The organism is Pectobacterium peruviense (assembly GCF_003312355.2).
Classification (GTDB): Bacteria; Pseudomonadota; Gammaproteobacteria; order Enterobacterales; family Enterobacteriaceae; genus Pectobacterium; species Pectobacterium peruviense.
Genome location: NZ_CP161826.1, coordinates 1,649,347 through 1,675,179, shown reverse-complemented (window position 1 = coordinate 1,675,179; position 25,833 = coordinate 1,649,347). Strand labels below are relative to the sequence as shown.

The window sequence follows — 25,833 nt, the reverse complement described above, 5'->3', positions numbered from 1 at the left end:
AACAATGGATTTTAGACAACCCTATCGCTATAATTCATCTATGAGACCTTTTAAGCACCCGTCCCCTGAAGAATTTACTCTTGAGCGCGTCCTGTACGCCTTGAGCGATCCGTTGCGCTTAGCGATTGTGCGTTGTCTATCCGTACAAGAAGAAGCAACGTGTAGCGAACTCGACGCAGGTCGCCCGAAATCCAGCGTGTCACACCATTTTCGCGTTTTACGCGATTCAGGCCTGCTGCATACCACCAACAGCGGCACCACGCACATCAACCGACTACGCCGCAGCGAAATGCAACAGCGCTTCCCCGGCTTGCTCGACGCCATCCTGTCGCAATCGGCGGAATAAGTTATAAAAAAAGCATCTTGTTTTTTATCCCTATAAAGTGAATGGTTAACATTCTATACCTAAGGGAAAAACAGCCATGACAACGCTATCGATTTACCACCGACCACACACCACACAACCCGTCCAGCAGCTCACCGCGTTTAATGATATTGCGTCACTGCTTGCTGGCGCTGGTATTCAGCTAGAGCATTGGCAGGCCGAGGCGCCTCCACTCGACGCTAGCAGCGAAACCATTTTGACGCAGTATCATGCCGATATTGAGCGCCTCAAACAGCAAGAAGGCTACACTTCCGCCGACGTGATTAGCCTGACGCCAGATCACGCAGAGAGAAAGGCATTACGAGAGAAGTTTCTTCAGGAGCACACGCACAGTGAAGATGAGGTTCGTTTCTTCGTACGCGGTAGCGGATCGTTCTTTGTACCGATTGGCGAACAGGTTTTTCAACTTACCTGTGAAGCAGGCGACCTCTTGCGCGTCCCAGCCAATACGCCACACTGGTTTGACTGCGGTGAATTTCCTGATTTTGTCGCGATCCGTATTTTTACCAATCCAGAAGGTTGGGTTGGACACTTTACCGGACGGGAGACGTTCCACTAATTCCACGATCGTTTCTGCATTTCTTCGCCGTTCCCTTTATACTGTGCGTTTTGTACCAAGACGAATGGCGAGATCCCCTCAGTAATGATGAATAACGATGTCCTGCGCAGCGTGCGCTATATGCTGAATTTCAATAATGACCACCTGCTGAAGATTCTGGCGCTGGTGGAGATGACCGTCCCTCCCCAGCAGTTGGCGAGCTACGTCAAAAAAGAGGGAGAGGAAGGCTATCAGCCTTGCCCGGACATCGTGATGAGTTATTTCCTGAATGGGTTGATTCTGCAAAAACGCGGTCAAGATGAAAACCAGCCTGCGCCGCAGTTTGAGCGCAAGATGACGAATAACATTATCCTGAAAAAACTGCGTGTCGCGTTTTCACTCAAAACGGATGATATTCAGGCTATCCTGCTGGCACAAAACTTTCGAGTTTCACTACCGGAAGTGACTGCGATGATGCGCGCGCCTGAGCACAAAAACTACCGCACCTGCGGCGATCAGGTTATCCGCTACTTTCTAAAAGGGCTGACCGCGCGGGTACGCAAAGGCTAAAAACATCCCGTTGACGAAAAGACGTGAGCGTTGCCCGACTGGCCTTTCCCCGTAAAAGGCACTGACAACGCTCCGTTTTTAGTACGGTATCAATGCTGAGTTTCATGCAGGACAGCCGTTACCAGTTGATCCAGTTCTTCGTCATCAATCTGAGTGACCTGTTGCACGCTGCTCTTATCCATCCCCGTTAGCAATAAATTACGCGCAATCTGCCTAGCACTGTTTTTCATTCCCTGCTCCAATCCTTGCTGAATACCGCGTTGGATTCCCTCATCGAATCCCATTTTTTTCAATTGTTCTGCAATCGTCATAATGTCCTCCTGACCGGTTGATAGCGGTGCAGCCAGTGCGTCAATGAAATCTGCGGGTCTGGATGTGCTTCCCGTTTGTGCAATATAGAATAGTATCGCTCGGCGCTGCGTCAGCGGTACCGCCCAGCGTTCAAATAATAACCCAATCTCGCGCGCCAACTCCAGCATATCGCGGGTACGAATATGTTTTTGCACCAGTTCCAACAACGCCACCCGTCGGTGCGTTCGAATTTCATCATCCGACATGACGGTTAAATCGACCAGCGGAAAGGGCTGTTCATACAGCGCTTGTGCCAATACAGGATCGGCGAAACTGTCCAACCACCGTAGACTATAAGGGTAAGGCCGCGATCTGCCGTGGTAAAACAGCAACGGCACCACCAACGGTAAGCGATCGTGCCCCTGATCCAGATGCTGCTGCATGGCAGCCAGACAATAGCGAAGCAGCCGGAAAGCCATCTGCTTTTCTGGGCGACTTTGGTGTTCGATCACACAGTAAATGTATCCTTTACCCGCAGTGGTGCGCAGTGAATACAACACGTCCGATATCCGCGCACGCAGTTTTTCATCGATAAACGACGCAGACTCTAGTTGAAGCGTGTTGAAATCACATCGCTCACGAATTTTATCCGGTAGATGGATAGTCAGAAAATCCCGTGCGACTGCGATGTCGCTCAGAAATTGTTTAAAGATCGCATCGTGCGATGGCATTTCGTCCCCTTCCTTGTCAGACACTGTCTAAAACTCAGTGGGGAGAATAATGGGGATGCGATATCAAAACAGAAAACAAGGTAGGAAGTGGAAAGCGCCTCGAAGAAAAACACGTTCTTTCACGTTAAAAAGTACTTCACGTTCAAAATGAGGCGCTAACCGTAATAAGGAATCTGTTGCTGTCAGGCGGCTTCATGTTTTTCCATCGTCAGCAGTGCGGGAGTCGCTTCAACACGCAGCGCAGAGTGACGGCAGAAACGGACAACATCCCCGACCACCAACAGGCTAGGCGACTGTGGCTGATAGCGCGCCAGCAACGCTGGTAAGGTCATCAGCGTTGCAGTCAGTAATCGCTGATCGGGCTGCGTGCCACGTTCGATAATCGCTACCGGTGTCTGCGCTGACAGCCCATGTTCGATCAGACGCTGGCACAGCCGACTGCTGTGGCTCAGCCCCATATAAAACACCAGCGTTTGCTGGCTGTCCGCCAGCGTCGGCCAGTCCAGTTGCGGCTCGCCGTCGCGCGAATGGCCGGTCACGAAACGCACCGACTGCGCACAAGCTCGATGTGTCAGCGGTAGTCCTACAGCCGCCGCACAGCCTGTCGCAGCAGTAATACCGGGCACCACATGACAGACGATCCCCGCCTGCTGGGCATAGTCCATCTCTTCACCACCGCGCCCAAAAATAAACGGGTCGCCACCTTTGAGACGGATCACCCGCTGCCCAGCCTGCGCCAGCTCGACCAACAGCTGATTGATTTTTTCCTGTGACAGGCGGTGACAACCACGCGTTTTACCGACGTCAATACACAGCGCCAACTCCGGTACCAGATCCATAATTTCCGCCGATACCAGCCGATCGTAGACCACTACATCCGCCTGCTGGATTGCCCGCAGTGCCTTCAACGTCAACAGTTCCGCATCACCCGGCCCTGCCCCCACCAGCCAGATTTCACCGCCGAGTACGGGCTGACGCCGCTGGCCCTTCGCCAATATTGATTGTGTTGTCATCATGTCACACCTCATTACGCCGTGGCGCTTAACCTGCTTTTTTCAATTCATTGACCGTTATCGGTACATGCTGGCTCAATAACGCCTTCAGTTCAGGGATACAGGAACCGCAGTTGGTGCCACATTTCAGTGCGCCGCCTAATGCCGCCACGCTGTGGCACCCTTTACGAATGGCGCCGACAATGATCGCTTCACCGACGCTATAGCAACTGCAAATAGTTGCCCCTTGCGTCACCTGACCTTGCGGTGCCTGACCCGCCAGCAGAGCATGGCGCTCGTGTGGCAACTGTGGTGGCGTGATAAACGCCTGACGTATCGCATCGCTATCAATATGAAGCGCCTGCGCACTGACATAGCAGGCCAAGGCCACGCGGCCCTCGCGCCAGCCAATCAGATGAAATATGCCTTTGCCCTGCGCAATCTGACATTGCATATTTTCCAACCCATAGTGTTCAGTCAGCCATGCCTGCCAGTCGTCTACTGACGTGCGGTCGGCAAACAGATACTGCGTCACGCCCTCATGAGGGATCTTGCTCCAATAGGTCGCGGGCGGCGGCAGGACATCATGCTCATCCGGTAACGCTAATGGTGATGACATAGGTTCGTCGGCAAAGAATAGCGTGGCCTGCCAGGCGGTATGCCACGGCTGGATACGCACCCGACTATGCTTGCTTTCCGGCTGGCCGGAATAAGGATCGGTAATTGGGGCAACTAAACTGTCGACCCGTGCCTGTGCGCTGAACTCCTGATTCCAGTGCATCGGTACAAACACGCTACCGCGCGCTTGCCCAGCATCGAGCCGCACCCGTGCCAGCATCCAACCGTGTACTGACGACAGGCGCACCAGATCGCCCGCCTGAATATCATGCGTCTGTGCATCCTGTGGGTGCAGCTCGCAGTAAGGTTCACTGATATGACGCATCAGACGAGCCGCTTTTCCGGTACGCGTCATGGTGTGCCACTGATCGCGAATACGCCCGGTGTTCAGCACCATCGGATACGCTGCACTCCACGGGCTTTGCGGCAGCGACGGCGTTACTGCCACCAGATGCGCTTTACCATCGGTATGCCAGAATCGACCATCGTCACCCAGTCGGGCACGCCCGTTTGGAAATGCCGCATTCACCGGCCACTGTATCGGTTCCAACTGCTGCCACTGCTGATTACTGAGCGTTGCCAGCCCGCTGATATCGAACGCACGACTGCCGTTATTCTCAAACCCAGACAGCGCCGCGTGTTCGCGGAAGATCTCTGCGGGGTGTTGATAAGCAAACGCTTCAGCAAATCCCATGCGCTGCGCGACCTGACTCAACATCCACCAGTCGGCTTTGGCTTCCCCCGGCGCAGGCAGAAAGGCACGCTGGCGAGACAATCGGCGTTCGGAATTGGTTACCGTGCCGTCTTTTTCCCCCCAGCCTAATGCGGGGAGTAAAATATCGGCGGTTTCTGCGGTATCGGTATGCCGCATCACCTCGGAGACAATCACCAGCGGGCAGCGCTCCAGCGCCTGTTTCACCCGGTCAGCATCCGGCATCGATACCACCGGATTGGTACCCATAATCCACACGGCTTTAATATCGCCACGTTCAACCGCACGGAACAGATCCACCGCATTCAGGCCGGGCTGTGTCGCGACATTATCGCTCTGCCAAAAGCGCCCAACCCTCTCGATATCCTGCGGCGTAAAGCCCATATGGCTGGCGAGCTGATTAGCCAGTCCGCCGACTTCCCGACCGCCCATGGCATTTGGTTGTCCGGTTATCGAAAAGGGACCACTACCGGGTAAACCTATTTTGCCACTCAGCAGGTGGGCATTGATGATCGCATTGCACTTATCACTGCCCGAAGACGACTGATTAACGCCCTGCGAATAAAGGGTGACCACCTTTTCGCTGGTGCTGAACAGGTGGTAGAAACACGCGATATCGGCCTCATCCAACTGACAGAAATCTGCCACCTGCGCCACCGACCATGCTTGTGCTGACTGTAGTGCCGCCCCCACACCGGAAAAACGTTCGGCCAGTTCAGTGAGATCGATGCGTGGGTCTTGTGCAATCCACTGCAGCAGGCCGTTAAACAGCCCTGCATCGCTGCCAGGTTGCAGTGGTAAATGCAGATCGGCGATATCGCAGGTTGCGGTGCGTCGCGGATCGATCACCACCACCTGCATCTGCGGCCGCTGCTGTTTCGCCTGCGCCAGTCGCTGATACACCACCGGATGCGCCCAGGCGGTATTAGAACCCACCAGCACCACCACATCCGCTTGTTCAATATCTTCATAATTACAGGGAACGGCATCCGCGCCCAATGCGCGCTTGTAGCCAATCACCGCCGATGCCATGCACAGGCGTGAGTTGGTATCCATATTGGCGACACCAATAAAGCCCTTCATCAGCTTATTGGCGACGTAATAATCTTCTGTCAACAGCTGGCCTGAACCATAAAATGCCACCGACTGTGGGCCGTGCTGCTGCATCGTTGCCAGCAACCGTTCGGCCACCGCATCGAGCGCCTGATCCCAACTGACGCGACGCCCTTCCACCAGTGGCCACAGCAGGCGGCCTTTCAGATCCAGCGTCTCTCCCAGCGCGGAACCTTTGACGCACAGGCGACCAAAGTTAGCCGGATGCGCCGGATCGCCACTGATCTTTACCTCGCCTTGCTCATCGTGTTCTGCCAGCACGCCACAGCCGACGCCACAATACGGGCAGGTTGTCCGACAGACGTGCGCGTTCATGATGCTTTCGCCATGTCGTTGTCTGCCAGACCGACGCTTTCCGGCACGGCCAGCGGTTGACGGCATACCCAGATTTCATCGTCTTCCACACGCACTGGCCAGGCGCGAACGTACAGCGCACTGTCATCCGGGCTGACGCCATCCCGCAGCTTGAAGCGCTTTTTGTACAGCGGAGAAATCACCACGGCTTCACCCGCGACATCACCGATCAACCCACGCGACAGCACATTCGCCCCGCTGCCCGGTTCGTGGTTTTCTAACGCGTACACCTGCTGCTCGCTGCCCGGTAGGTGGAACAGCGCGATCTGCTGCTGCCCAAGACGGGCCGCCATTCCGGCATGACGCGGAATGTCACCCAGCGTTGCTACCTGTACCCATTCCGCTTCATGCGTGGCAGGTTTCAGGACTACCGGCTCTGGCGATATAGTTTTTTCATGTTCCTGCGCCGGACGAATCTGCCCACGCTCCGGCACCATCACGACTGCTTCATCTGGGTTATCGCTGTTCAGGAATCCACGGAACAGCGCCAGACGCTCTGGGCTTTCCAGCGTGGTTTGCCATTCGCACTGATAAGCTTCCACCACGCGCTGCATCTCTTTATCTAACTCTTCGCCAATATTCAGGCTGTCTTCCAGAATAACCTGGCGCAGATAGTCGATACCGCCTTCCAGATTATCCATCCAGGTGCTGGTACGCTGGAGGCGATCGCCGGTGCGGATATAGAACATCAAGACCCGATCGATGGTGCGCAGCAGGGTTTCGGTATCCAGATCGCTGGCAAAAAGATCCGCATGGCGCGGTTTCATACCGCCGTTGCCACACACGTACAGATTCCAACCTTTGTCCGTGGCAATCACACCAATATCTTTGCTTTGTGCCTCCGCACATTCACGGGTACAGCCGGAAACCGCCATTTTGACTTTATGCGGCGAGCGCAGCCCCTTATAACGGTGCTCCAGTTGGATCGCCAGCCCGGTCGAATCCTGCACGCCGTAGCGGCACCAGGTCGATCCCACGCAGGATTTCACGGTACGCAGTGATTTTCCGTAGGCATGACCAGTTTCAAACCCGGCGTCGATTAGCTCACGCCAGATTTCCGGAAGCTGTTCCAATCGCGCACCGAATAAATCCACCCGCTGGCCACCGGTGATCTTGGTGTACAGGTTATAGCGCTGCGCGACCTGACCGATGGCGATCAGCCCTGCCGGGGTGATTTCCCCTGCGGGAACGCGCGGCACGACGGAATAGGTGCCATCTTTCTGGATGTTGGCAAAGAAACGATCGTTGGTATCCTGCAACGGCAGGTGCTGCGGTTGTAGCAGGTAGTCATTCCAACAGGACGCCAGCATCGACCCCACCAGCGGCTTACAGACTTCACAACCTAAACCATGCCCGTAACGCTCAAGAAGGCCATCGAACGAGCGAATCTCATGCACGCGGATCAGGTGATACAGTTCCTGACGCGAATAGGCAAAGTGCTCGCAAATGTCCTTCTTCACTTCGACGCCCAGTTGCGTCAGTTCGTACTCCATCACCTGTTTAAGCAGTGGCACACAGCCGCCGCAGCCCGTCCCCGCCTTGGTGCAGGTTTTTAGCGCCCCCAGCTCGCCGCAGCCACCCGCCACTGCGGCTGAGATGTCGCTTTTGCTGACGTTATGGCAGGAACAGATCTGTGCGCTGGCGGGTAAGACCGCCACGCCCAGTCCTTTCGGTGCATCGCCAGAACGCGCCGGTAAAATCAGTCCTTCCGGCTGTTTAGGCAACGGCATATCGTTGAGCATCATTTGCAGCAGCGTGCTGTAATCGCTGCTGTCACCAATCAGTACCGCACCCAGCAAATGTTTGCCGTCGGCAGACACCACGATTTTCTTGTAGACCTCGTTCGGACCATCCGTCCACTGGTAGCTTTGGCTTCCTGCCGTGCGCCCGTGCGCGTCGCCAATCGACGCGACGTCCACGCCCAGCAGCTTCAATTTGGTACTCATATCTGCGCCAGTAAATGGCGTATCACGCTGCGCTAACGTATCGGCCACGCTGCGTGCCATCTGGTAGCCCGGTGCTACCAGCCCAAAAATCTGACCTTTCCACAGCGCACACTCGCCGATAGCGAAAATCGCGTCGTCGGAAGTTTGGCAACGGTCATCAATCACGATACCGCCACGTGGGCCTTTCTCTAAATCACAGCTATCCGCCAGTTTGTCGCGCGGACGAATGCCAGCGGAAAACAGCACCAGATCGGTTTCCAACACGCTGCCGTCGGCAAAGCAGAGACGATGCAACGCCTGCTCGCCGTCGGTAATTTCACGCGTTTCTTTACTGACATGAATCTGTACGCCCAGAGCCTCGATCTTGCGGCGTAGCATCGAGGCACCACCGTCATCCAGCTGTACCGCCATCAGGCGTGGTGCAAATTCCACCACATGAGTATCTAGCCCCAGCTGACGCAGGGCGTTGGCGGCTTCCAGTCCCAGCAAACCGCCGCCAATCACCACGCCGGATGTGGCTTTTTTCGCCTGTGCCGCAATCGCGTCCAGATCGTCTAACGTGCGATAAACCAGGCAACCGGGGCGCGTATTGCCAGGAATCGGTGGAACAAATGCGTAGGACCCCGTTGCCAGCACCAGTTTGTCGTAGGCGGTTTCTCTACCCTGCGCGTCACACACGCACTGACGTTCACGATCGATCGCCACGATCTCGCTGGCGCTGCGTAATTCAATGCCGCTCTCGGCAAAAAAACCGTCTTTTACCAATGACAACGAGGCAGCGCTACGCCCGGAAAAATACTCGGAGAGATGAACACGGTCGTAGGCTTCATGGCGTTCTTTGCCAAATACCACGATGTGGTAATGCTGGTGCAGGTCACGCTCAACCAGCTGTTCAAGAAAATAGTGGCCGACCATACCGTGGCCTACGACCACTAAAATAGGTTTGCTCATGACAGGAATCCTTACAGCTTCAGGCTGTGAGTCAGAATCAGGGGAAGAAAGGCCGAAAAGCAGCGTGGCAGGCTGTATCATCTCGCCTTCAGTCGTGTTATCCATCGCGGCTAGCAGGCGCGGGCTGTCGTCAGTGTCGCCATAAAGCAGGACACCGCTCAGCCGACCGTCACGTAGTAGCAAACGGCGATAGTGCTGCGTCTGCGGATCAAACGTGGTGTACACCTCATCATTCGGAGCAACATTAATATCGCCGCCGCTGACCACGCCAATTCCCGTGACTTTCAGCCGCGTCGTCGCCTGTTCACGCTGATAGTCTTGCGGTGCATGTCCAGCAAGGCGCTGTGCAACCAGCGTGGCATGAGCGAAGCACGGAGCCACCAGCCCGAACGTTTCGCCATTGAGTTCGCAGCATTCACCGATCGCGCTGATATGCGGATCGGCGGTTTGCAACTGTCCGTCCACCAGCACACCACGGTTGCAGGGCAAGCCGCACTCGCGAGCCAGTTGGCTGGCAGGGATCACGCCAGCGGTCACCACCACCAGCCCGGCGGGGATCGTGCGGCCATCTGCCAGTTCGACTGCCGTTACGCCGTGTGCGTCGCCATGCAGTGCAGCAACCTGCACATCTGTCTCGCAGGCGATACCGCGCGCGCACAGGCTGTCACACAGCAGGTCGCTCGCAGTGGCATCCAGTTGACGCTCCATCAGAATCGGAACGCGATGCAGCAACGTCACATCAGCACCACGCAGTCTTAGCGCCGCAGCCGCCTCAATACCGAGCAAACCACCACCAATCACTACCGCAGGAACGGACTGGCTAATCGTCGCCAACATCAGTTCAACATCATCCAGCGTGCGGAAACCACACACACCAGCTAGATCGATACCGGGCATCGGCGGCATAAACGGCGTTGAGCCCGTCGCCAGCACCAGATGGTCGTAATGCAGTTGCCGTTGCGTTGTTGTCACCTCACGCGCTTGGCGATCGATATGGGTAACCCGCTCACCCAGCAGAGTGTTCACCGGCAGCGCCGCATCATCGTCGATAGCCGCAGGCGTCAGCAGCGTATCCGTAAACGCTTTTTCGCCGCTTAATACCGGTGACAACAGGATGCGGTTATAGCTGGCGCGCGGCTCATCACCAATCACAGTGATTCGGTAGCGCGTCGCGGCCAGTTGCCGCAGCGCATCGACGAATCGCGCGCTCGCCATTCCGTTGCCAATCACTATCAGATGCGGTTTCATCATCGTTCTGGCCTCGCTATCAGGCTGCTTTAGGCTGTTTTTCATATAAGAAATGCAACACCTGCTGACGGTAATGGTGGTAGCGCGGATCGTCAGCCAGCGCAACGCGTGAACGCGGGCGTTCCAGCTCAACCGCCATGATTTCACCGACCGTCGCCGCGGGGCCGTTGGTCATCATCAGCACGCGATCCGACAGCAACACCGCTTCGTCTACGTCGTGGGTAATCAGCACAATCGTGGTTTGCAAACGCTGCTGAATTTCCATCACCGCATCCTGAAGGTGCGCACGGGTCAGCGCATCCAGTGCACCAAACGGTTCATCCATCAGCAGCACTTTCGGCTTCATTGCCAACGCGCGGGCAATTCCTACACGCTGCTTCATCCCGCCGGAAATCTCATTCGGTCGCTTGTTCAGCGCGTGCCCCATGTGCACCAGTTCCAGATTGTGGACAATCCATTCGTGCATCTCGTGCTTGTTCATCTGCCCGCGAAACACCTGCCGTACCGCCAGCGCGACGTTTTCGTAGGTGGTCAACCAAGGCAGCAGAGAATGGTTCTGAAAGACCACGCCGCGTTCCGGCCCCGGCCCGTCAATTTCACGGTTGTCACACAGCAGGCCACCGCTGCTCGGCAGCGTCAGGCCGGCAATCAGGTTCAATAACGTAGATTTTCCGCAACCGGAATGGCCGATCAGGCTGACTGTTTCACCGGTATGAATATCAAAACTCACCTGATCCAACGCCAGAAACTCACCGCTGGCGGTATTGAAACGCTGGCTCACCTTTTGCACTTGAATAATCGGGGTTGTACGCATCATCGGCTCCTTAGCGATTGTCATAGCTGAAACGGTTAGCAATCCACACCAGTCCCTGCTCAAGCAGCAGACCGATAACGCCAATCACCACGATGGCGATGATGATGTTTTCCACATTCAGGTTGTTCCACTCATTCCAAATCCAGAAGCCGATACCGACGCCCCCCGTCAGCATTTCCGCTGCTACAATCACCAGCCAGGCGATACCAATCGACAGACGCACACCGGTCAACACGTTAGGCAGCACCGCAGGCAGCAGAATTTTGCGCATGATGGTGAATTCCGAAAGCTTCAGCACCCGCGCCACGTTCAGGTAATCCTGTGGGATACGGCGTACGCCTTCGGCGGTATTGAGGATCATCGGCCAGATGGAACAGATGAAAATCGTCCAACTCGATGCTGGCTCAGCACGCTGGAACAGCAACAGGCCGATAGGCAGCCATGCCAAGGGACTAACCGGGCGCAGCAGCGAAATAATCGGGTTGAGCATGTTGGCCAGAAAGGTAAAACGACCAATCAGGAAGCCAGCGGGTATACCAACCAGCGCCGCCAGCCCGAAACCGATAGCCACGCGTTGCAGCGAGGCCAATACGTTCCAGCCAATACCCTGATCGTTCGGCCCTGCGATGTAAAACGGATCGGCAAAGAGGCTGAGCGCCGCGAGCCAGGTCGTCCACGGCGTTGGAAAGTTTTCGCTGTTGAGCGCAGCAATTTGCCAGACGGCAATCAGCAGCCCCAGCCCCAGTACAGCGGGGAAAAGTTGCTGAAACAGCTTACGCAGTAGTGGGCGGTAGGCGAAAGCGGGAGCCGCTGGCGCTTTCCCAGGCGTCGCTGGTTTAGTTGGCAGCGGCATAATGTCGGCGCTGTGTACAGTTTCCGGGGCGTTATCCGCAATAATTGGAATGACCTGAGCCTGGTTTTTCATCATCAACCTCACTTATTTCTTCACGCTAAAACTGTTGGCATAACCCGCCGGATCGCTACCGTCCCAGCGACGACCGTCGATGAGCACGCTGCTGCGCATGTCGCTACCGGGCAAGGGCACATTCCCTACGGCATCGGCTGCCTGCTTGTAGATATCAATACGGTTAACCTGCTTCGCGACGGCCAGATAGTCCGGTTCTTCGGTGAGCAAGCCCCAGCGCTTATGCTGGGTGAGGAACCACATCCCGTCGGACAGGTACGGGTAGTTCACCGAACCGTCGTGGTAGAAACGCATCGCGTGTTCGTCTTTCCAGCTTTTCCCTAATCCGTTTTCGTACTGACCCAGCATGCGTCCGACAATGGTTTCTTCTTTGGCATTGATGTAAGCGCGTCCGGCAACCACACCAGCCGTCTCGCGGCGGTTGTCGTCCGAAGCATCAATCCAGCGCGAGGCATCGAGGATCGCAGCGGTCAACGCACGGGCGCTATTCGGATTGCCGTTCACCCAGTCGGCGCGAGTGCCTAGTACTTTTTCCGGATGATCCGGCCAAATGTCTTGCGAAGTGGCGGCGGTGAAGCCGATGTTTTCACTGATGGCACGCTGGTTCCACGGTTCGCCAACGCAGTAGCCGACCATGTTGCCAATCTTCATGTTCATCACCATCTGCGGTGGCGGTACTACTACGGTGCGCACATCGTTCAGCGGATGAATTCCCGCAGAGGCCAGCCAGTAGTAGAGCCACATGGCGTGCGTGCCGGTCGGGAAGGTTTGCGCGAAGGTGTAGGTGCCCGCAGGGCTGGCGGAGACATATTTTTGCAGTGCGGCGAGATCGGTAACGTTAGCTTCACGCAGTTGATTCGCCAGCGTGATCCCTTGCCCGTTCTGGTTAAGCGTCATCAGTGCCGCCATGTTGCTCTGCGACCCAGACAGCCCCATTTGCAGGCCGTACAGTTGACCGTACAGAATGTGCGCGGCATCCAGTTCGCCCGATACCAGCTTGTCACGTACCGCAGCCCAACTGGCTTCTTTGCTGGGAACAATCGTGATGCCGTACTTCTTATCGAAGCCTTTCACTGCCGCCATCACGACCGAAGCGCAGTCTGTTAATGGGATGAACCCAACCCGAATTTCCTTTTTCTCCGGCGCATCGGAACCCGCAGCCCAGGCACTATTCATCAATCCTGGCAGCATCAGGCTGCCTCCCAGCGCGGCGCTCCCCAACAGAAATTGGCGGCGAGAGACGGTTATGCTCTTGGTTTTGGAATCACTCATCAACGACACCCTTGCGCAAAATGCCTTTTCAGGCGGTAAAAACAAAAACGGCGCCCACAAGCCCATGCAGAATCTGCACGCTTATGGACGCCGTTGTCCGATTAACACCTTCCGCACCGCCGTTGGCCCGAAACGCATTATGAATGTTTGGTTGTTGCTAATGAGTTAAAGCAAGGTTTGTGCCAGCTATCACAGTTTTGCGTATTCACGAGAGGGATTGTTTAATCGAGAGGTGAACGACAACTTAGATAACCACATGTAATTTATAGTGATTATTTCGTGCGCTAGGATATTGCCATTTCTATGCTACGTCGTAGCACGCGCCCGACACGGGGCGCTCAGTCGCCGCCGCCCCGTGACCCGTGGCTTTTTCGCGAGAAATAACGTCGCTACGCGATACCTTCAGAAAAAACAGTCTCTTAACGGACCGTCGTTGACGCGCTCCAGGCGCGGCAACGACTTTCGCGGCTTCCCTGCCGCTCATCCTAAGCCTGTTTTTTCTTCAGCGTTATTTACGCTCACCACAGCACAAAGAAAACGGCAAGAGAACCTGCCTATATCGTTGTCTTGCACCGCCAACTGGCAGAACACGCACAGTTCATGTGCATATACCTCTTAAGGGGTATCTCCGAATACATCTGCCACCGCGAGCATCGCCGTCGCAATTTCAATGAGCTTTTTATTCTGGCTCATCGCCATACGGCGCAGGGTTTTATAGGCTTCTTCTTCGCTTAATCCACGGTGCTGCATGAGTAAGCCCTTCGCTCGGTCGATCTGTTTTCTTTCATTCAACGCGGCACGCAGCGCGGTCAATTCATGATCCAGCGCCTGTAAGCGCCGTGACTGTTGTTGCACCAGCGATAGCAGCGATCGTCCCAACTGTGGGCTGACGCCATCGCTATGTAGCCAGCCGGGCTGCGCGTTTTGCCCTTCCACGTCGTGACCAGCAACAAATATCGAATAACCTGGATCATCGCTTTCCTGCTGCGCCATCAACGCTTCAAAATCTGCCTGCTGATCGCTACATGCCTTTTCCGCAGCCGCAATACGGGTACGGCAGCGTTGCATCAGCGTCTGCTCCAGTTCATCCTCCATCTGTTTCATTTCGTCGATGCGCCGTGTAGCAATCGAAAACCAGTGCAGGCTATCGGCTTCCGATAGTTTTTCTATCGGGCTTCGGGTACACACAATGCGACGCAGGCGTTCAAACTCGCTGTCCACTTCGATAGCACGCCAGCGCTGCTGGCTTTCTTCATCGCTAAAATTCAGGAAGGTATCGAAGCAGCGCTCCTGCCGTTCGATCAAATCCAGCAGCTTTTGCCGAGTGTCCTCATCGACACTGCCTGCCGCATAAGCCGCCGCGCCGACTGCACGCTCCTGCCCTGCCAGCTCTTTACCCTGCATAAAACTGAACATGGCAATCAACGCGCGGGAAATCCCCGGATCGGCCGCCGTGTCCGATACCTCAAAAACCAGTGCCAGTAGGTTACGGATAATGTCGTTAAAGAATGTCATCGCCTGAGGCTGGGGCAGCAAACGCTGGCGAATCTGCTGACGCAGTGCGGGCAGCAGGCTCAGCGCATAAACCACGCTGGCAACACGGCTGAATAGACGGCTCGCCTGCGGCAATTCCTCCGTCATTTTTTCCAAGCCGGCCAGATGCGTCATCAAATGCCTCTGCGCTGCCTGCACGTCTTTTTCACGTAGCGCCAGTTCATCGGCGAAGAATCGGCCATCGGAACAAAGAAACAGATTGGCCGTTCCCCGTTCGCGCTGTAATAAATGCACCAGTTGGCTGATTTTTCCCACAAGTTCACCACTTTGTAGCAGGTGGCGCAGGCTGTTTAGCTCACATTGGCGCGAGGCAAGTAAAAATCGAATTGTCGTTGAAGGCTCCGCCACCATCGCTGTCTCTCCTGAAAAAAACCACTATCAGGAAGATGCAATTAATGCGCCAGTTACATTAGCCCACAGCGGGCAAGCGGCAAGGACATGCTGTCCGCACGGTGACTGCCACTTCCGCACACGTTTCACCTCAATTTTTAAACTCCGTTGCTAAACCCTAGCCACCTCAGAAGGTACGCTCTGCACCGTTACTAACACTGTTTTATAGCCTCAGGAGCGCATGAGCGTGGCGAATTTATCTGAACAAGAAAACTGGGTTGATGGGATTTATCAGCTTGAAGTATCGGATCGCGTTATCGCAGGTCCAGGGGGAATTTCCAACCGTCAGGCAGAGCAGTTAGCCTGCCGCACGGCTTACCTGAAAAAAATGCAGGAAACGACTGGCGATAGTTTGCAAAAACATCTCGCAGCTAGCGATCCGCATGCGCAATATGCCCCCAAAAATAGCCCAGCACTAACGGGAACGCCTACCGCACCAACGACAGCGCAAACGGCAAACAACACGCAGATTGCCACCACGGCATTTGTGAAATCGGCCATTGCCGCACTGATCAATGGGTCTCCGGCGGCACTGGATACACTGCAAGAGTTAGCGAATGCGTTAGGCAACGATCCGCATTTCAGCACAACCATCTTGAATGCGATTGCAGATGTGAAAACGGACGCGACCAATAAGCTGAATGCTCATGCATCCATCCTTGATGCACATCCCAAATATGCCCCGAAAGCCAGCCCTGCATTCTCAGGGATCCCAACAGCGCCGACAGCTGCCTCCAGTTCCAATGACACGCAATTGGCGACAACCGCCTTTGTGAAAGCCGCCGTAGCCGCATTGGTTAATGGTTCTCCTGCGGCGCTCGATACGCTGCAAGAGCTGGCAAATGCGTTGGGGAATGATCCGAACTTCAGCACAACGGTGCTGAATGCACTGGCAGGGAAGCTGGCAAAAGACCAGAACGGGGCAGATATTCCGAATACTGCATTGTTCCGTAAGAACATAGGAATAATCGAGTCGGCATGGGGCAGCAAAGCCGTGCAAATAAGCCGCGTCAATATTCTTGATTATTTTAAGAGCAATACAGCATCAAATTTATATCAAGCCGATCCGGACAATGTCACGGGGCTACCTGTTGGTTTCGGCCCAAGCATCATGGAATGGAAATCATCGACTGATGGGTTTGGTGTACTGAGCGTCGTCGATGTCACTAATCCATCAAAATCTGCATGGGTGGTATTGAAAGGTGGCAGTTGGCAAGGGTGGGTCACTCCGGTTTTTTCTCATGCACACGTCACTCGTATCCCATCCAGAATTATAGAAATCCATGACCCTGATTCATACGATGATTATGTGATCGAATACGGTTCTGTTAATGGAAACCCATCGCATTGTTATATTGATTTTCATACCGATGGAAAAAGCGATACAGATTATAACTCACGTCTGGCTGTCATCCCGCCCGCGCCCGGTGAAATGTTGTCAGACGTTATTTTTCTGTCTAAACGATTACAGCACAACTATCACGACGTATGGACAACGGGAAACCTAACTCCGTCCGCAATTAGCGCTATGCCCACAAGCGAACTAGCGGGCATTCCCCTGCCCTTCCCCGGCGCTGTCGCACCCGCTGGCTATCTGAAATGTAACGGTCAGACATTTGATAAATCGCTGTACCCGGTTTTAGCTTCGCGTTATCCATCTGGCGTTTTGCCCGATTTACGTGGCGAATTTATGCGCGGTTGGGATGACGGGCGCGGCGCTGATGCGGAGCGTGCGCTACTGAGCTGGCAAAATTTTGATATTCAATCGCACTCACATACAACTAACTGGGCTATGTGGGGCGAACAAGGACGGGTCGACAATCATATGGCATCGGGCGGCAATACGGCTGAGCCCGAAACATTCACACTACCAACGGATTTTTATGGTAGCGCTGAAACCCGTCCCCGAAATATCGCCTTCAACTACATCGTGAGAGCAGCATAATGAGCAACTATTCAACACAAATTAAAAACGCAGAACTGAACGAACGCGGCCTGGCAATCAACACGGGCTGGATTACGGTTTATCACGTCAATCATGCTACGCGGGAATATCAGAGCGCCAGCTATGAGTATGTTATGCAGGGTGTTGGTCTTCCTGCCGATAGCTATGCCGACGAGCCTGAACTGCCGCCAGTTGGACAAGCCCTGCGCCGTTCCGCTGATGGTAAATCATGGGAACAGGTGCCGGATTATCGCGGCCAAACGGTTTACAGCACAGAAACCCGCCAGCAGCAGACGGTGATGCAATTCGGCATTCTGCCTGAAAACATGACGTTTCTGGCTCCGGCAACCGAGTTTGATAAGTGGGATGGAGCAACGTGGGTGACAAACCTGGAAGCACAACAACTTGCCTCGACCAAAAACCAACAGCAGGAGCTGGCGGCGCGACGCGCGACGGCAAATACCCGAATTACCGAGCTAAGCTACGCGGTGGATTTAGCGATTGCCACGGATGAAGAGCAACAGCGGCTAACCCAATGGAAAATTTATCTGGTCGCGTTGAGCCGCCTTGATCTCACCGCCGCATCCGTTGTGTGGCCAGAATCCCCGCTCATCTAATCGGTAACACCAGAAATTCATTACAAAATGTAGATGTGCCGTATTTAACGTACGGCCATTTCAGAATTTTTAGTCAAAATGCCCTGATAATCCCCATTATTATTTATCAACAAATGTAAAATTAAATAAAAAATGAAACTGTTATATTTATCAATTACAAATCTGTACTATTTAATTTAACCCCACGCTAAAACATCAATCAAATAGCAAAATAAAAACCCAATTAATATTTATTAATGAGATTAAAATTTACATACATCAAATAAATCAGAACATAAAACCAAAATAACAGTATTAAAGATAAAGTCATCAAATCAACAAACTGTACTATTTATCCTCTCGTTTTTGCACGGTATAATCCCCGCACGTTTCACTCACTATTCATTCTTATCTCACTTCAATCAGTGAAGTTAATTTCCGACGGATGCAAATACCGTCGACGTTAATTTATTCGCATTTATTCATCACTATTTATTCCGGCAAGTATCGGAATAACTGCATTTTCCTGCCTGTAGCTAGGAGCGTAACATGTTTGATGTCGTCGAGCTGTCGCGGCTGCAATTTGCCCTGACTGCCATGTACCACTTTCTTTTCGTCCCACTGACGCTGGGGTTGTCTTTCCTGCTAGCCATTATGAACACCACGTATGTGTTAACCGGCAAGCAAATCTACAAGGATATGACCAAATTCTGGGGCAAGCTGTTCGCCATCAATTTTGCACTGGGTGTGGCAACTGGTCTAACACTGGAATTCCAGTTCGGCACCAACTGGTCTTACTATTCTCACTACGTGGGCGATATTTTTGGCGCACCGCTGGCGATGGAAGGGCTGATGGCATTCTTCCTGGAATCCACGCTGGTCGGTCTGTTCTTTTTCGGTTGGGATCGCCTGACTAAAGTCCAACATATGATGGTGACCTGGTTCGTTGCACTCGGTTCCAACTTTTCCGCCTTGTGGATTCTGGTCGCCAACGGTTGGATGCAAAATCCGATTGCCGCCGAATTCAATTACGAAACCATGCGCATGGAAATGCTGAGTTTCGCCGAACTGGTGATGAACCCTGTAGCACAGGTGAAATTCGTACACACCGTGGCAGCAGGCTACACCGCGGGCGCAATGTTCGTGCTGGGGATCAGTTCTTACTATCTGTTGAGAGGCCGCGATATTGCGTTTGCCAAGCGTTCGTTCGCCATTGCAGCCAGTTTCGGTCTGGCCTCAGTGCTGTCCGTCATCGTCTTAGGTGATGAATCCGGCTATGTGATGGGCGATGTGCAGAAAACCAAGCTGGCAGCCATTGAAGCCGAATGGGAAACGCAGCCGGCTCCCGCCTCTTTCACGCTGTTCTCCATTCCTAATCAGGAGACGATGCAGAACGATTATGCCATCCACGTTCCTTATCTGTTGGGGTTGATTGCCACCCGTTCGCTCGACAAACCCGTCGTCGGCATTAAAGACCTGATGGCGCAGCATGAGATACGCATTCGTAACGGTATGACGGCCTATGATCTGCTGGAGGAACTACGCTCGGGCAACAGCGACCCCACCGTTCGCGCACGTTTTGAGGCTGCAAAGCACGATCTCGGCTATGGCCTATTGCTTAAGCGCTATACCGATGACGTCGCTAACGCCAGTGAAAATCAGATTCAGCAGGCCACTAAGGATTCCATTCCTCGCGTCGCGCCGCTGTATATTGCGTTTCGCCTGATGGTCGGATGTGGCGTTCTGATGCTCGCTATTTTTGCCCTGTCGTTCTGGAGCGTCATACGCGGCCGTATGGGACAGCATAAATGGCTGCACCGCGCGGCGCTGTACGGTATTCCCCTACCTTGGATCGCCATTGAATCCGGCTGGTTTATCGCTGAATACGGTCGTCAACCTTGGGCGGTCGCCGAAGTCTTGCCTACCGCTATCGCCAATTCGTCCCTGGAAGCACACGATATTCTGCTATCGATGGGGCTGATTTGTGGGCTGTATACGCTGTTTCTGGTCGCAGAACTGTATCTGATGTTCAAGTTTTCCCGACTGGGGCCAAGCAGCCTGAAAACCGGCCGCTACCATTTTGAACAGCCGACAACACCGTCACTCGCCGCACCTGCAAAACTTTAACGGGAGCCACAATAATGCTGGATTATGAAACATTACGTCTGATTTGGTGGGGATTGATTGGCCTGCTGTTCATCGGCTTTGCCATCACTGATGGCTTTGATATGGGCGTGGGCATTCTGCTGCGCCTACTGGGAAAGAGCGACACCGAACGGCGGGTGATGATTAACGTGATCGCACCACACTGGGACGGCAATCAGGTCTGGTTGATCACCGCAGCGGGCGCGCTGTTTGCCGCCTGGCCGATGGTCTATGCTGCTGCCTTTTCCGGTTTCTATTTCGCTATGATTTTAGTCTTGGCCGCCCTGTTTTTCCGCCCGGTTGGTTTTGATTACCGCTCAAAACTGGAGAATCGCCGCTGGCGTAATATGTGGGACTGGGGCATTTTTATCGGCAGCTTCGTTCCCACGCTGGTGTTTGGCATCGCACTCGGGAACCTGTTGCAGGGCGTGCCATTGAGCGTAGATATGTATTTGCGCCTTACCTACCACGGCGGATTCTTTGGCCTGTTGAATCCGTTCGGGTTGCTGGCGGGGTTAGTGAGTGTTGCCATGATCGTCTCCCACGGCGCGATTTACCTGCAAATGCGTACCACCGATGCACTTCAACGTCGTGCGCAAAAAACGGTCCTGATCGCCAGCGTACTCATGAGCATCACCTTCTTACTGGCTGGCTTCTGGGTACTAACCGGAATCGACGGCTACGTGATTACCTCCGCGCTGGATAAAGCAGCACCGTCCAACCCATTGAAAAAAGAAGTGGTCCAGCAGGCCGGAGCCTGGTTAACCAACTTTATGGCGTATCCCGTGCTATGGACTATCCCAGCTCTGGGTGTGATTCTGCCATGGTTCACGAGCCTCTTCTCACGCGTGAACCGCTGCGGCTGGGGATTTCTGACGTCGTCACTAACGATTGTCTGCGTGATTCTGACCGCGGGGATTACGCTCTTCCCCTTCGTGATGCCTTCCAGCTTTGATCCCAACGTTAGCCTGACCATCTGGGATGCCACCTCCAGCCAGCTTACGCTTCAGGTGATGACGATTTTAGCCTGCATTTTTGTCCCCACCATCCTGATCTATACCAGCTGGTGTTATTACAAAATGTTTGGCCGAATCGACGCACGTTATATCGAAGAAAATAAGCATTCCGTTTACTAACGACTTGAGGAGAAAGAAGATGTGGTATTTCGCCTGGATACTCGGCACGCTGCTGGCCTGCGCGTTCGCACTAGTCACCGCATTGGCAGTAGAGAATCATGAAGCGGGGAAAGACGCGTCCTGATAAAACGACGCGCCGCTATGGGTGCCTCATCATGCCGTGCTGATACAATCATCGTTGATACAATCAGGGCAGACGAAATCCGCCAAGGGCGCTAGAATGCAAACGCAGCGCCCCAGCGGATATCCTTTTCAACCTGAAATCAGATGACGACATGACAACACCCAGACAGGACAAAACTCCGTGGTGGAGCCAAGGGAAAACCCCAGACTACCGTTTTTCATTAGCGAATGAGCGCACCTTTCTAGCGTGGATCCGCACCGCGCTGGCGTTTCTGGCGGGTGCAGTCGGTATCGATCAATTTACTGTGCATATCGATCCGCTGCTGCGTCAAGGGCTGTCGTTGTTACTGGTCGTCAGTGCGGCGCTGCTTGGCGGCTTGGCCTATCGTCGGTGGGTCAGCAATGAAAAAGCCATGCGGCAGGAAAATGATATGCCGTACACGCCGATGCTGCTGATTGTGACGCTGTTTATCACCCTCATTGCTATCGCACTCGCCGCCATGATTCTGCTCGGGTAACGCATGGAGACGACTCGCGATCCGGGGTTACAGCCACAGCGAACCGGCATGGCGTGGTCCCGAACCCTGTTTGTGATGCTGATCAATAGCCTGCTGTGTTTTCGCCTCAGTATCGTCGACGACAGCCGCGCGGTGTTCGCCTGCGCTATGCTGCTCTTATGCGTTTCCGCTCTGATGTCGGTGCTGGCGATTGTGCGTTATCGTTTTAATGCCAGTTGCCAGTTGGTGCTATCACGCATTAGTCACGGGCTGATCGTGCTGACATCCGCGTCCATTGTGATCACTGCGCTGGTATTGCTGCTGCACTTCAGCGGTGTGTGGCAGAGGTAGGTTTTCTGAAAGAAAGGCGGTGAAGCACAAACGCGCTTCACCGATTAGGCAGGCTATTCGATCGAACTTTCTGGGAACAGGAACGGGTTGATGCTACTGCGAGAAAAACCTTCTTCCTCCATTTTCACATCCAGCACCAGCGACGCCAGATCGTCGGCGACGGCTTCCACGCGGTGATCTTTTTCCTGATATAACAGCTTCAGATACGTACCGCAGTGACCACAACTTTCTGCTTTGATAGCGGAATTTTCGCTATCCAGCGACCAGTAATTGAGTTCGCTGGACTCTTCGCAGTTGCTGCATTTCACCCGCACCATGTGCCATTCGCTCTCGCACAGATTACAGTGCAGATAACGCAGTCCGCTGGACGTGCCTAACTGCACCACGCCAGAGACGGGAATGCTGCCGCACACAGGGCAGAACTGGCGGTGTTCACCAGGTACAGCGCGCGCTTTGCCGGGCAACAGGCTAGCCATCTGCGCCCAATACAGCGACAGTGCCGCCCAGATGAACGGGGCTTTATCGTTGCTTTCGGCACGAAACTCGTGTTGCAGCAGCGCCGTCGCCTGTTCTTCCAGCTCCTGTACTGAGGCTTTTTCCAGATTCTCCAGCGTGGATAATACCTGTCCGCTGGCATCCGGTTTCAATTCTTCGATCAACGCACGCAGCAGCGTGTGCCAGTGCGCATCACGCGGGAACACCGTGATATCGAGCGGCGGGCGTTCGCCAGACTGTTTCAGCACATCACTCAGATCAAGCTGCAGCGGATGATCGTGCAACACCTTCTGCTGGGCTTCCACCACGCCTGCGGCGAAGGTGAGATAATCTCCCAGCGGGTGATCTTCAGCTAACTGACGCAGGCGCTCCGCGCGACTGCTGTACAGGCTTTTCAGATTGGCAAAAAGCAGCGGAGGGATATGCCCTTCCCGCGTTGATTGTTCATTCTGTTCTAACTGTTCCTGAGGAACAATGCGAATACTCATCAGGGGGATTTTTCCTGTTATTTACGTTGTCTATCCGATAGATTTCGGAACGCGGGAAGGCTGTCAGCGCGATCCGAAAGATAGCGGGTATCGCTCACCTTTAATAGGGATTATACCTGTCGCGCCGATCGACTTCCTGATTTCTGGCAAGGTTATGCCTGTTTTTAACCATCGCCGCAGCCTTCCCCCTTTCCGCCATAACGGGAACAGTAGCAGAAAAGCAGCAAGCTTCTACACACCCACAAAGAGGTGCTCAGGTAAGACGAGAGGATAGCTGCGCCCTAATCAGTGAGGCTAATGCGATCACACTTTGCTCGCAGCGAGCGTCCCAGTCGTAGGACGCGTTGAAGCGGAAGTAGCGATCGTATTTATCGCCAGTCGTAAACATTTTTCCCGGCGCAATACTAATGCCTCGTTCCAGCGCGCGACGGTAGAGCTCCGTGCTGCTGACGCCCTCAGGCAATTCCAGCCAGAGAAAATAGCCACCTTGCGAATGATTAATGCGGACTTCACCCGGAAAGTGTCGACGTAGCGACTGTAGCGCCGCATGTTTTCGTTGCTCCAGCGCCCGGCGCAGGCGGCGCAGGTGGCTGTCATAGCTGCTGGTCGCCAGATAATCCGCAATCGCCAACTGCATCGGCGCGCTGGTTGATAATGTACTCATCAGTTGTAAACGCTGAATACTTCCTGCATAACTCCCCGCCGCCACCCAGCCGATGCGGAACCCTGCTACCAGGTTTTTAGAAAACGAGGAGCAGTGCAGAATCGTGCCTTTTTTATCCAACGCCTTGGCGGGCAACGGACGTTGCAGGCCGGTATAAAGCTCGCTGTAGACGTCATCTTCTACCAGCCCAACTCCGTGGTTTTCCAGCATCGCCACCAGCCGCTGTTTCTTCTCCCAGGACAGCGTGCAGCCGAGCGGATTATGGAAATTAGTCATCAGCCAGCAGGCTTTGATCGGATAGTCATTCAATGCCTGCTGTAGCGCATCAAGATCGATGCCCTGCTGCGGATCGGTAGCAATCGCAATGGCTTTGAGCTTAAGACGTTCAATCGCCTGTAGCGCACCGTAAAAAGCGGGAGATTCGATCACCACGTAATCACCCGGTTCCGTCAGCACCTGAAGGCTGAGATTGAGGGATTCCATCGCCCCCGCCGTAATCACAATCTCATCGGGCGAAACGGCAATACCCTGCAACGCATAGCGCTGGGCGATATTCTTCCTCAGGCTTTCATTACCCGGCGGCAAATTATCCAGCGCGCTTTGCGGCTGCATATGACGCGCCACCGAGGCCAACGAGCGCGTCAGTTGACGTTGTGGAAAGAGCTGCGGATCGGGGAATGCCGATCCGAAGGGCATCACCGCCGGATCTTTGCTGGCCTGAAGTACGTCAAAAATAAACGCGTTAACATCCACGTCTTCGGTAAGCTGGACGCGATCCAGCCCAACGGGCGAATACAGGTTGTCTGCTGGCGTGGTGGACAGCTGTGGTGCCGCGTAGTAACCCGATTGCGGACGCGACACAATCAACCCCTGACTTTCCAGCAATTGATACGCATGCAGTACCGTCATCAGGCTCATGCCAGAATGCAGTGATTTTTCCCGCAGCGAGGGCAGTTTGTCGCCCGGCTGCCAGATACCTTCCTGAAGCTGCTCACGGATCTGGTGAGCAAGCTGTTCAAACTTTGCCATAGCGCTACGGTTTCGCTGGATGAGAATGCCATTATTTTGGATTCGATCATCACCGATGGGTGACGATCGAGCAGGACGTTTTAACGAGAACAACACGTTGAACGCGCGCTATTTCGCCGCGTAACGCTGTACGAAATCCAGCAGAATTTTACGTGCCCAGATAGGCTCTTGTTGAATATCCATCATCCGATCGACATCCCAACCGCCCTGTCGCAGCGCCGTTTCATTATGACGCAGGCACGTCAACATAACGTCAGCGTTGAATTCTGGGTGGAACTGCACGGTCAACACTTTCTCGCTGTAGCGGATAATCTGACAGCCGTCCATCTCTGAACTCGCCAGTACCTGCGCACCTGCTGGCGCTTCCAGCACGGATTGCTGGTGGGTCAGATAAGCGCCGAACTGCGGCGGATAGTCACGCAGTAAAGGATCTTGTGCCGCAACGCCATGGGTTGTCACAACCTGAACACCGACTTCCTTGCCGTTTGGGTTATCGCCAACTTTACCGCCCAGCGCATCGGCCAGCAGTTGGTGCCCATAACACACGCCTAGCAGCGGGACATCTGCGTAATACGCCTCGCGCAGCCAGCCAGCGGTGTATTCGCTCCAGTCCAGCCGATCCGTGACCATCGACCACGAACCGGAGATAATTACGGCAGCCAGCGCGTCAAACGGCGGCAGCAGCTCCCCGAGATCGGGACGAACCACCTGCACTGGCTGCGTTTTACCCTGTACCGCATCGCTAAACCACTTCCCCTGTTGCCCAACCTGAGACGCGATGCCTTCCGGCGGTTGGCCCAACTGAATCACCAGCAATACCTTTTCGCTCATCGTCCTGTTCTGCCTGTATTTGAGAAACCATCAACCAGGAAAACTATCGGTCTGAAAAATCAAAAGAAATGCGACATCCGTCGCTTACAATGAACGTAGCACTCTGTTTTTATGAAAACCAGTCTTTAT

Annotated in this window: 21 protein-coding genes; 10 read left to right on the top strand and 11 right to left on the bottom strand. The window is 54.3% G+C overall.

Annotation, left to right across the window (positions count from 1 at the left end; all coding sequences use genetic code 11):
- Window positions 1-40: 40 nt before the first annotated feature.
- The 3 genes from DUT67_RS07590 to DUT67_RS07580 all read left to right on the top strand — a co-directional run bounded on the left by DUT67_RS07590 (window position 41) and on the right by DUT67_RS07580 (window position 1,493).
- Window positions 41-346, top strand: coding sequence for a helix-turn-helix transcriptional regulator (locus DUT67_RS07590; protein ID WP_048259511.1), 306 nt, complete (start codon window positions 41-43; stop codon window positions 344-346).
- A gap of 76 nt (window positions 347-422) precedes the next feature.
- The gene (locus DUT67_RS07585; protein WP_048259510.1) at window positions 423-944 is read left to right on the top strand and encodes an acireductone dioxygenase; all 522 of its coding nucleotides are present in this window, start codon (window positions 423-425) and stop codon (window positions 942-944) included.
- An 84-nt stretch (window positions 945-1,028) separates the two neighbouring features.
- Window positions 1,029-1,493 (top strand): DUF1456 family protein, encoded by a 465-nt coding sequence (locus DUT67_RS07580; RefSeq protein ID WP_113626167.1) that lies wholly within the window; start codon window positions 1,029-1,031, stop codon window positions 1,491-1,493.
- Between the two features lie 89 nt (window positions 1,494-1,582).
- On the opposite strand, the gene DUT67_RS07575 is transcribed toward DUT67_RS07580, so the two are convergent.
- The 8 genes from DUT67_RS07575 to DUT67_RS07540 all read right to left on the bottom strand — a co-directional run bounded on the left by DUT67_RS07575 (window position 1,583) and on the right by DUT67_RS07540 (window position 15,365).
- The gene (locus tag DUT67_RS07575) at window positions 1,583-2,515 is read right to left on the bottom strand and encodes an Rpn family recombination-promoting nuclease/putative transposase (protein WP_048259508.1); all 933 of its coding nucleotides are present in this window, start codon (window positions 2,513-2,515) and stop codon (window positions 1,583-1,585) included.
- Window positions 2,516-2,697: 182 nt separating this feature from the next.
- A complete protein-coding gene (gene cobA, locus DUT67_RS07570) occupies window positions 2,698-3,531 on the bottom strand; it encodes a uroporphyrinogen-III C-methyltransferase (protein WP_113626166.1) in 834 nt (277 codons plus the stop codon).
- A 25-nt stretch (window positions 3,532-3,556) separates the two neighbouring features.
- Window positions 3,557-6,265, bottom strand: a complete 2,709-nt coding sequence (locus DUT67_RS07565) for a nitrate reductase (protein WP_113626165.1) — start codon at window positions 6,263-6,265, stop codon at window positions 3,557-3,559.
- A complete protein-coding gene (nirB, locus tag DUT67_RS07560) occupies window positions 6,262-10,449 on the bottom strand; it encodes a nitrite reductase large subunit NirB (RefSeq protein ID WP_113626257.1) in 4,188 nt (1,395 codons plus the stop codon). The genes DUT67_RS07565 and nirB overlap by 4 nt, the downstream gene beginning before the upstream one ends.
- Window positions 10,450-10,468: 19 nt before the next feature.
- The gene (locus DUT67_RS07555) at window positions 10,469-11,263 is read right to left on the bottom strand and encodes an ABC transporter ATP-binding protein (RefSeq protein ID WP_113626164.1); all 795 of its coding nucleotides are present in this window, start codon (window positions 11,261-11,263) and stop codon (window positions 10,469-10,471) included.
- Window positions 11,264-11,273: 10 nt separating this feature from the next.
- Window positions 11,274-12,188 carry a nitrate ABC transporter permease gene (ntrB, locus tag DUT67_RS07550; RefSeq protein ID WP_113626256.1) on the bottom strand — a complete coding sequence of 305 codons (915 nt, stop codon included), beginning with the start codon at window positions 12,186-12,188 and terminating at the stop codon, window positions 11,274-11,276.
- 12 nt (window positions 12,189-12,200) lie between these two features.
- On the bottom strand, window positions 12,201-13,460 hold the full coding sequence (locus DUT67_RS07545) for a CmpA/NrtA family ABC transporter substrate-binding protein (RefSeq protein ID WP_113626163.1): 1,260 nt from the start codon (window positions 13,458-13,460) through the stop codon (window positions 12,201-12,203).
- A gap of 615 nt (window positions 13,461-14,075) precedes the next feature.
- Window positions 14,076-15,365, bottom strand: a complete 1,290-nt coding sequence (locus DUT67_RS07540) for a nitrate regulatory protein (RefSeq protein ID WP_113626161.1) — start codon at window positions 15,363-15,365, stop codon at window positions 14,076-14,078.
- A 226-nt stretch (window positions 15,366-15,591) separates the two neighbouring features.
- Between DUT67_RS07540 and DUT67_RS07535 the strand changes: the two genes are divergently transcribed.
- From DUT67_RS07535 to DUT67_RS07505, 7 genes are all read left to right on the top strand, one after another.
- A complete protein-coding gene (locus tag DUT67_RS07535) occupies window positions 15,592-17,349 on the top strand; it encodes a phage tail protein (protein WP_223254626.1) in 1,758 nt (585 codons plus the stop codon).
- Window positions 17,349-17,966 (top strand): tail fiber assembly protein, encoded by a 618-nt coding sequence (locus DUT67_RS07530; protein WP_113632572.1) that lies wholly within the window; start codon window positions 17,349-17,351, stop codon window positions 17,964-17,966. Before DUT67_RS07535 ends, DUT67_RS07530 begins: the two co-directional genes overlap by 1 nt.
- A gap of 528 nt (window positions 17,967-18,494) precedes the next feature.
- Complete coding sequence (cydA, locus tag DUT67_RS07525) at window positions 18,495-20,072, top strand: cytochrome ubiquinol oxidase subunit I (RefSeq protein ID WP_113632573.1); 1,578 nt, start codon at window positions 18,495-18,497, stop codon at window positions 20,070-20,072.
- A gap of 14 nt (window positions 20,073-20,086) precedes the next feature.
- On the top strand, window positions 20,087-21,226 hold the full coding sequence (gene cydB / locus DUT67_RS07520; RefSeq protein WP_113632574.1) for a cytochrome d ubiquinol oxidase subunit II: 1,140 nt from the start codon (window positions 20,087-20,089) through the stop codon (window positions 21,224-21,226).
- Between the two features lie 19 nt (window positions 21,227-21,245).
- Window positions 21,246-21,350 carry a cytochrome bd-I oxidase subunit CydX gene (gene cydX, locus DUT67_RS07515; RefSeq protein ID WP_010278781.1) on the top strand — a complete coding sequence of 35 codons (105 nt, stop codon included), beginning with the start codon at window positions 21,246-21,248 and terminating at the stop codon, window positions 21,348-21,350.
- A 151-nt stretch (window positions 21,351-21,501) separates the two neighbouring features.
- Window positions 21,502-21,867: a YidH family protein gene (locus tag DUT67_RS07510; RefSeq protein WP_048259499.1), complete on the top strand. Its 366-nt coding sequence runs from the start codon at window positions 21,502-21,504 to the stop codon at window positions 21,865-21,867.
- Between the two features lie 3 nt (window positions 21,868-21,870).
- Window positions 21,871-22,197: a DUF202 domain-containing protein gene (locus tag DUT67_RS07505; RefSeq protein ID WP_048259498.1), complete on the top strand. Its 327-nt coding sequence runs from the start codon at window positions 21,871-21,873 to the stop codon at window positions 22,195-22,197.
- Between the two features lie 53 nt (window positions 22,198-22,250).
- On the opposite strand, the gene fdhE is transcribed toward DUT67_RS07505, so the two are convergent.
- The 3 genes from fdhE to DUT67_RS07490 all read right to left on the bottom strand — a co-directional run bounded on the left by fdhE (window position 22,251) and on the right by DUT67_RS07490 (window position 25,704).
- Window positions 22,251-23,180: a formate dehydrogenase accessory protein FdhE gene (gene fdhE, locus DUT67_RS07500; protein WP_048259497.1), complete on the bottom strand. Its 930-nt coding sequence runs from the start codon at window positions 23,178-23,180 to the stop codon at window positions 22,251-22,253.
- A 253-nt stretch (window positions 23,181-23,433) separates the two neighbouring features.
- On the bottom strand, window positions 23,434-24,873 hold the full coding sequence (locus DUT67_RS07495) for a PLP-dependent aminotransferase family protein (protein ID WP_048259496.1): 1,440 nt from the start codon (window positions 24,871-24,873) through the stop codon (window positions 23,434-23,436).
- Window positions 24,874-24,981: 108 nt separating this feature from the next.
- The gene (locus DUT67_RS07490; protein WP_048259495.1) at window positions 24,982-25,704 is read right to left on the bottom strand and encodes a glutamine amidotransferase; all 723 of its coding nucleotides are present in this window, start codon (window positions 25,702-25,704) and stop codon (window positions 24,982-24,984) included.
- Between the last annotated feature and the right edge of the window lie 129 nt (window positions 25,705-25,833).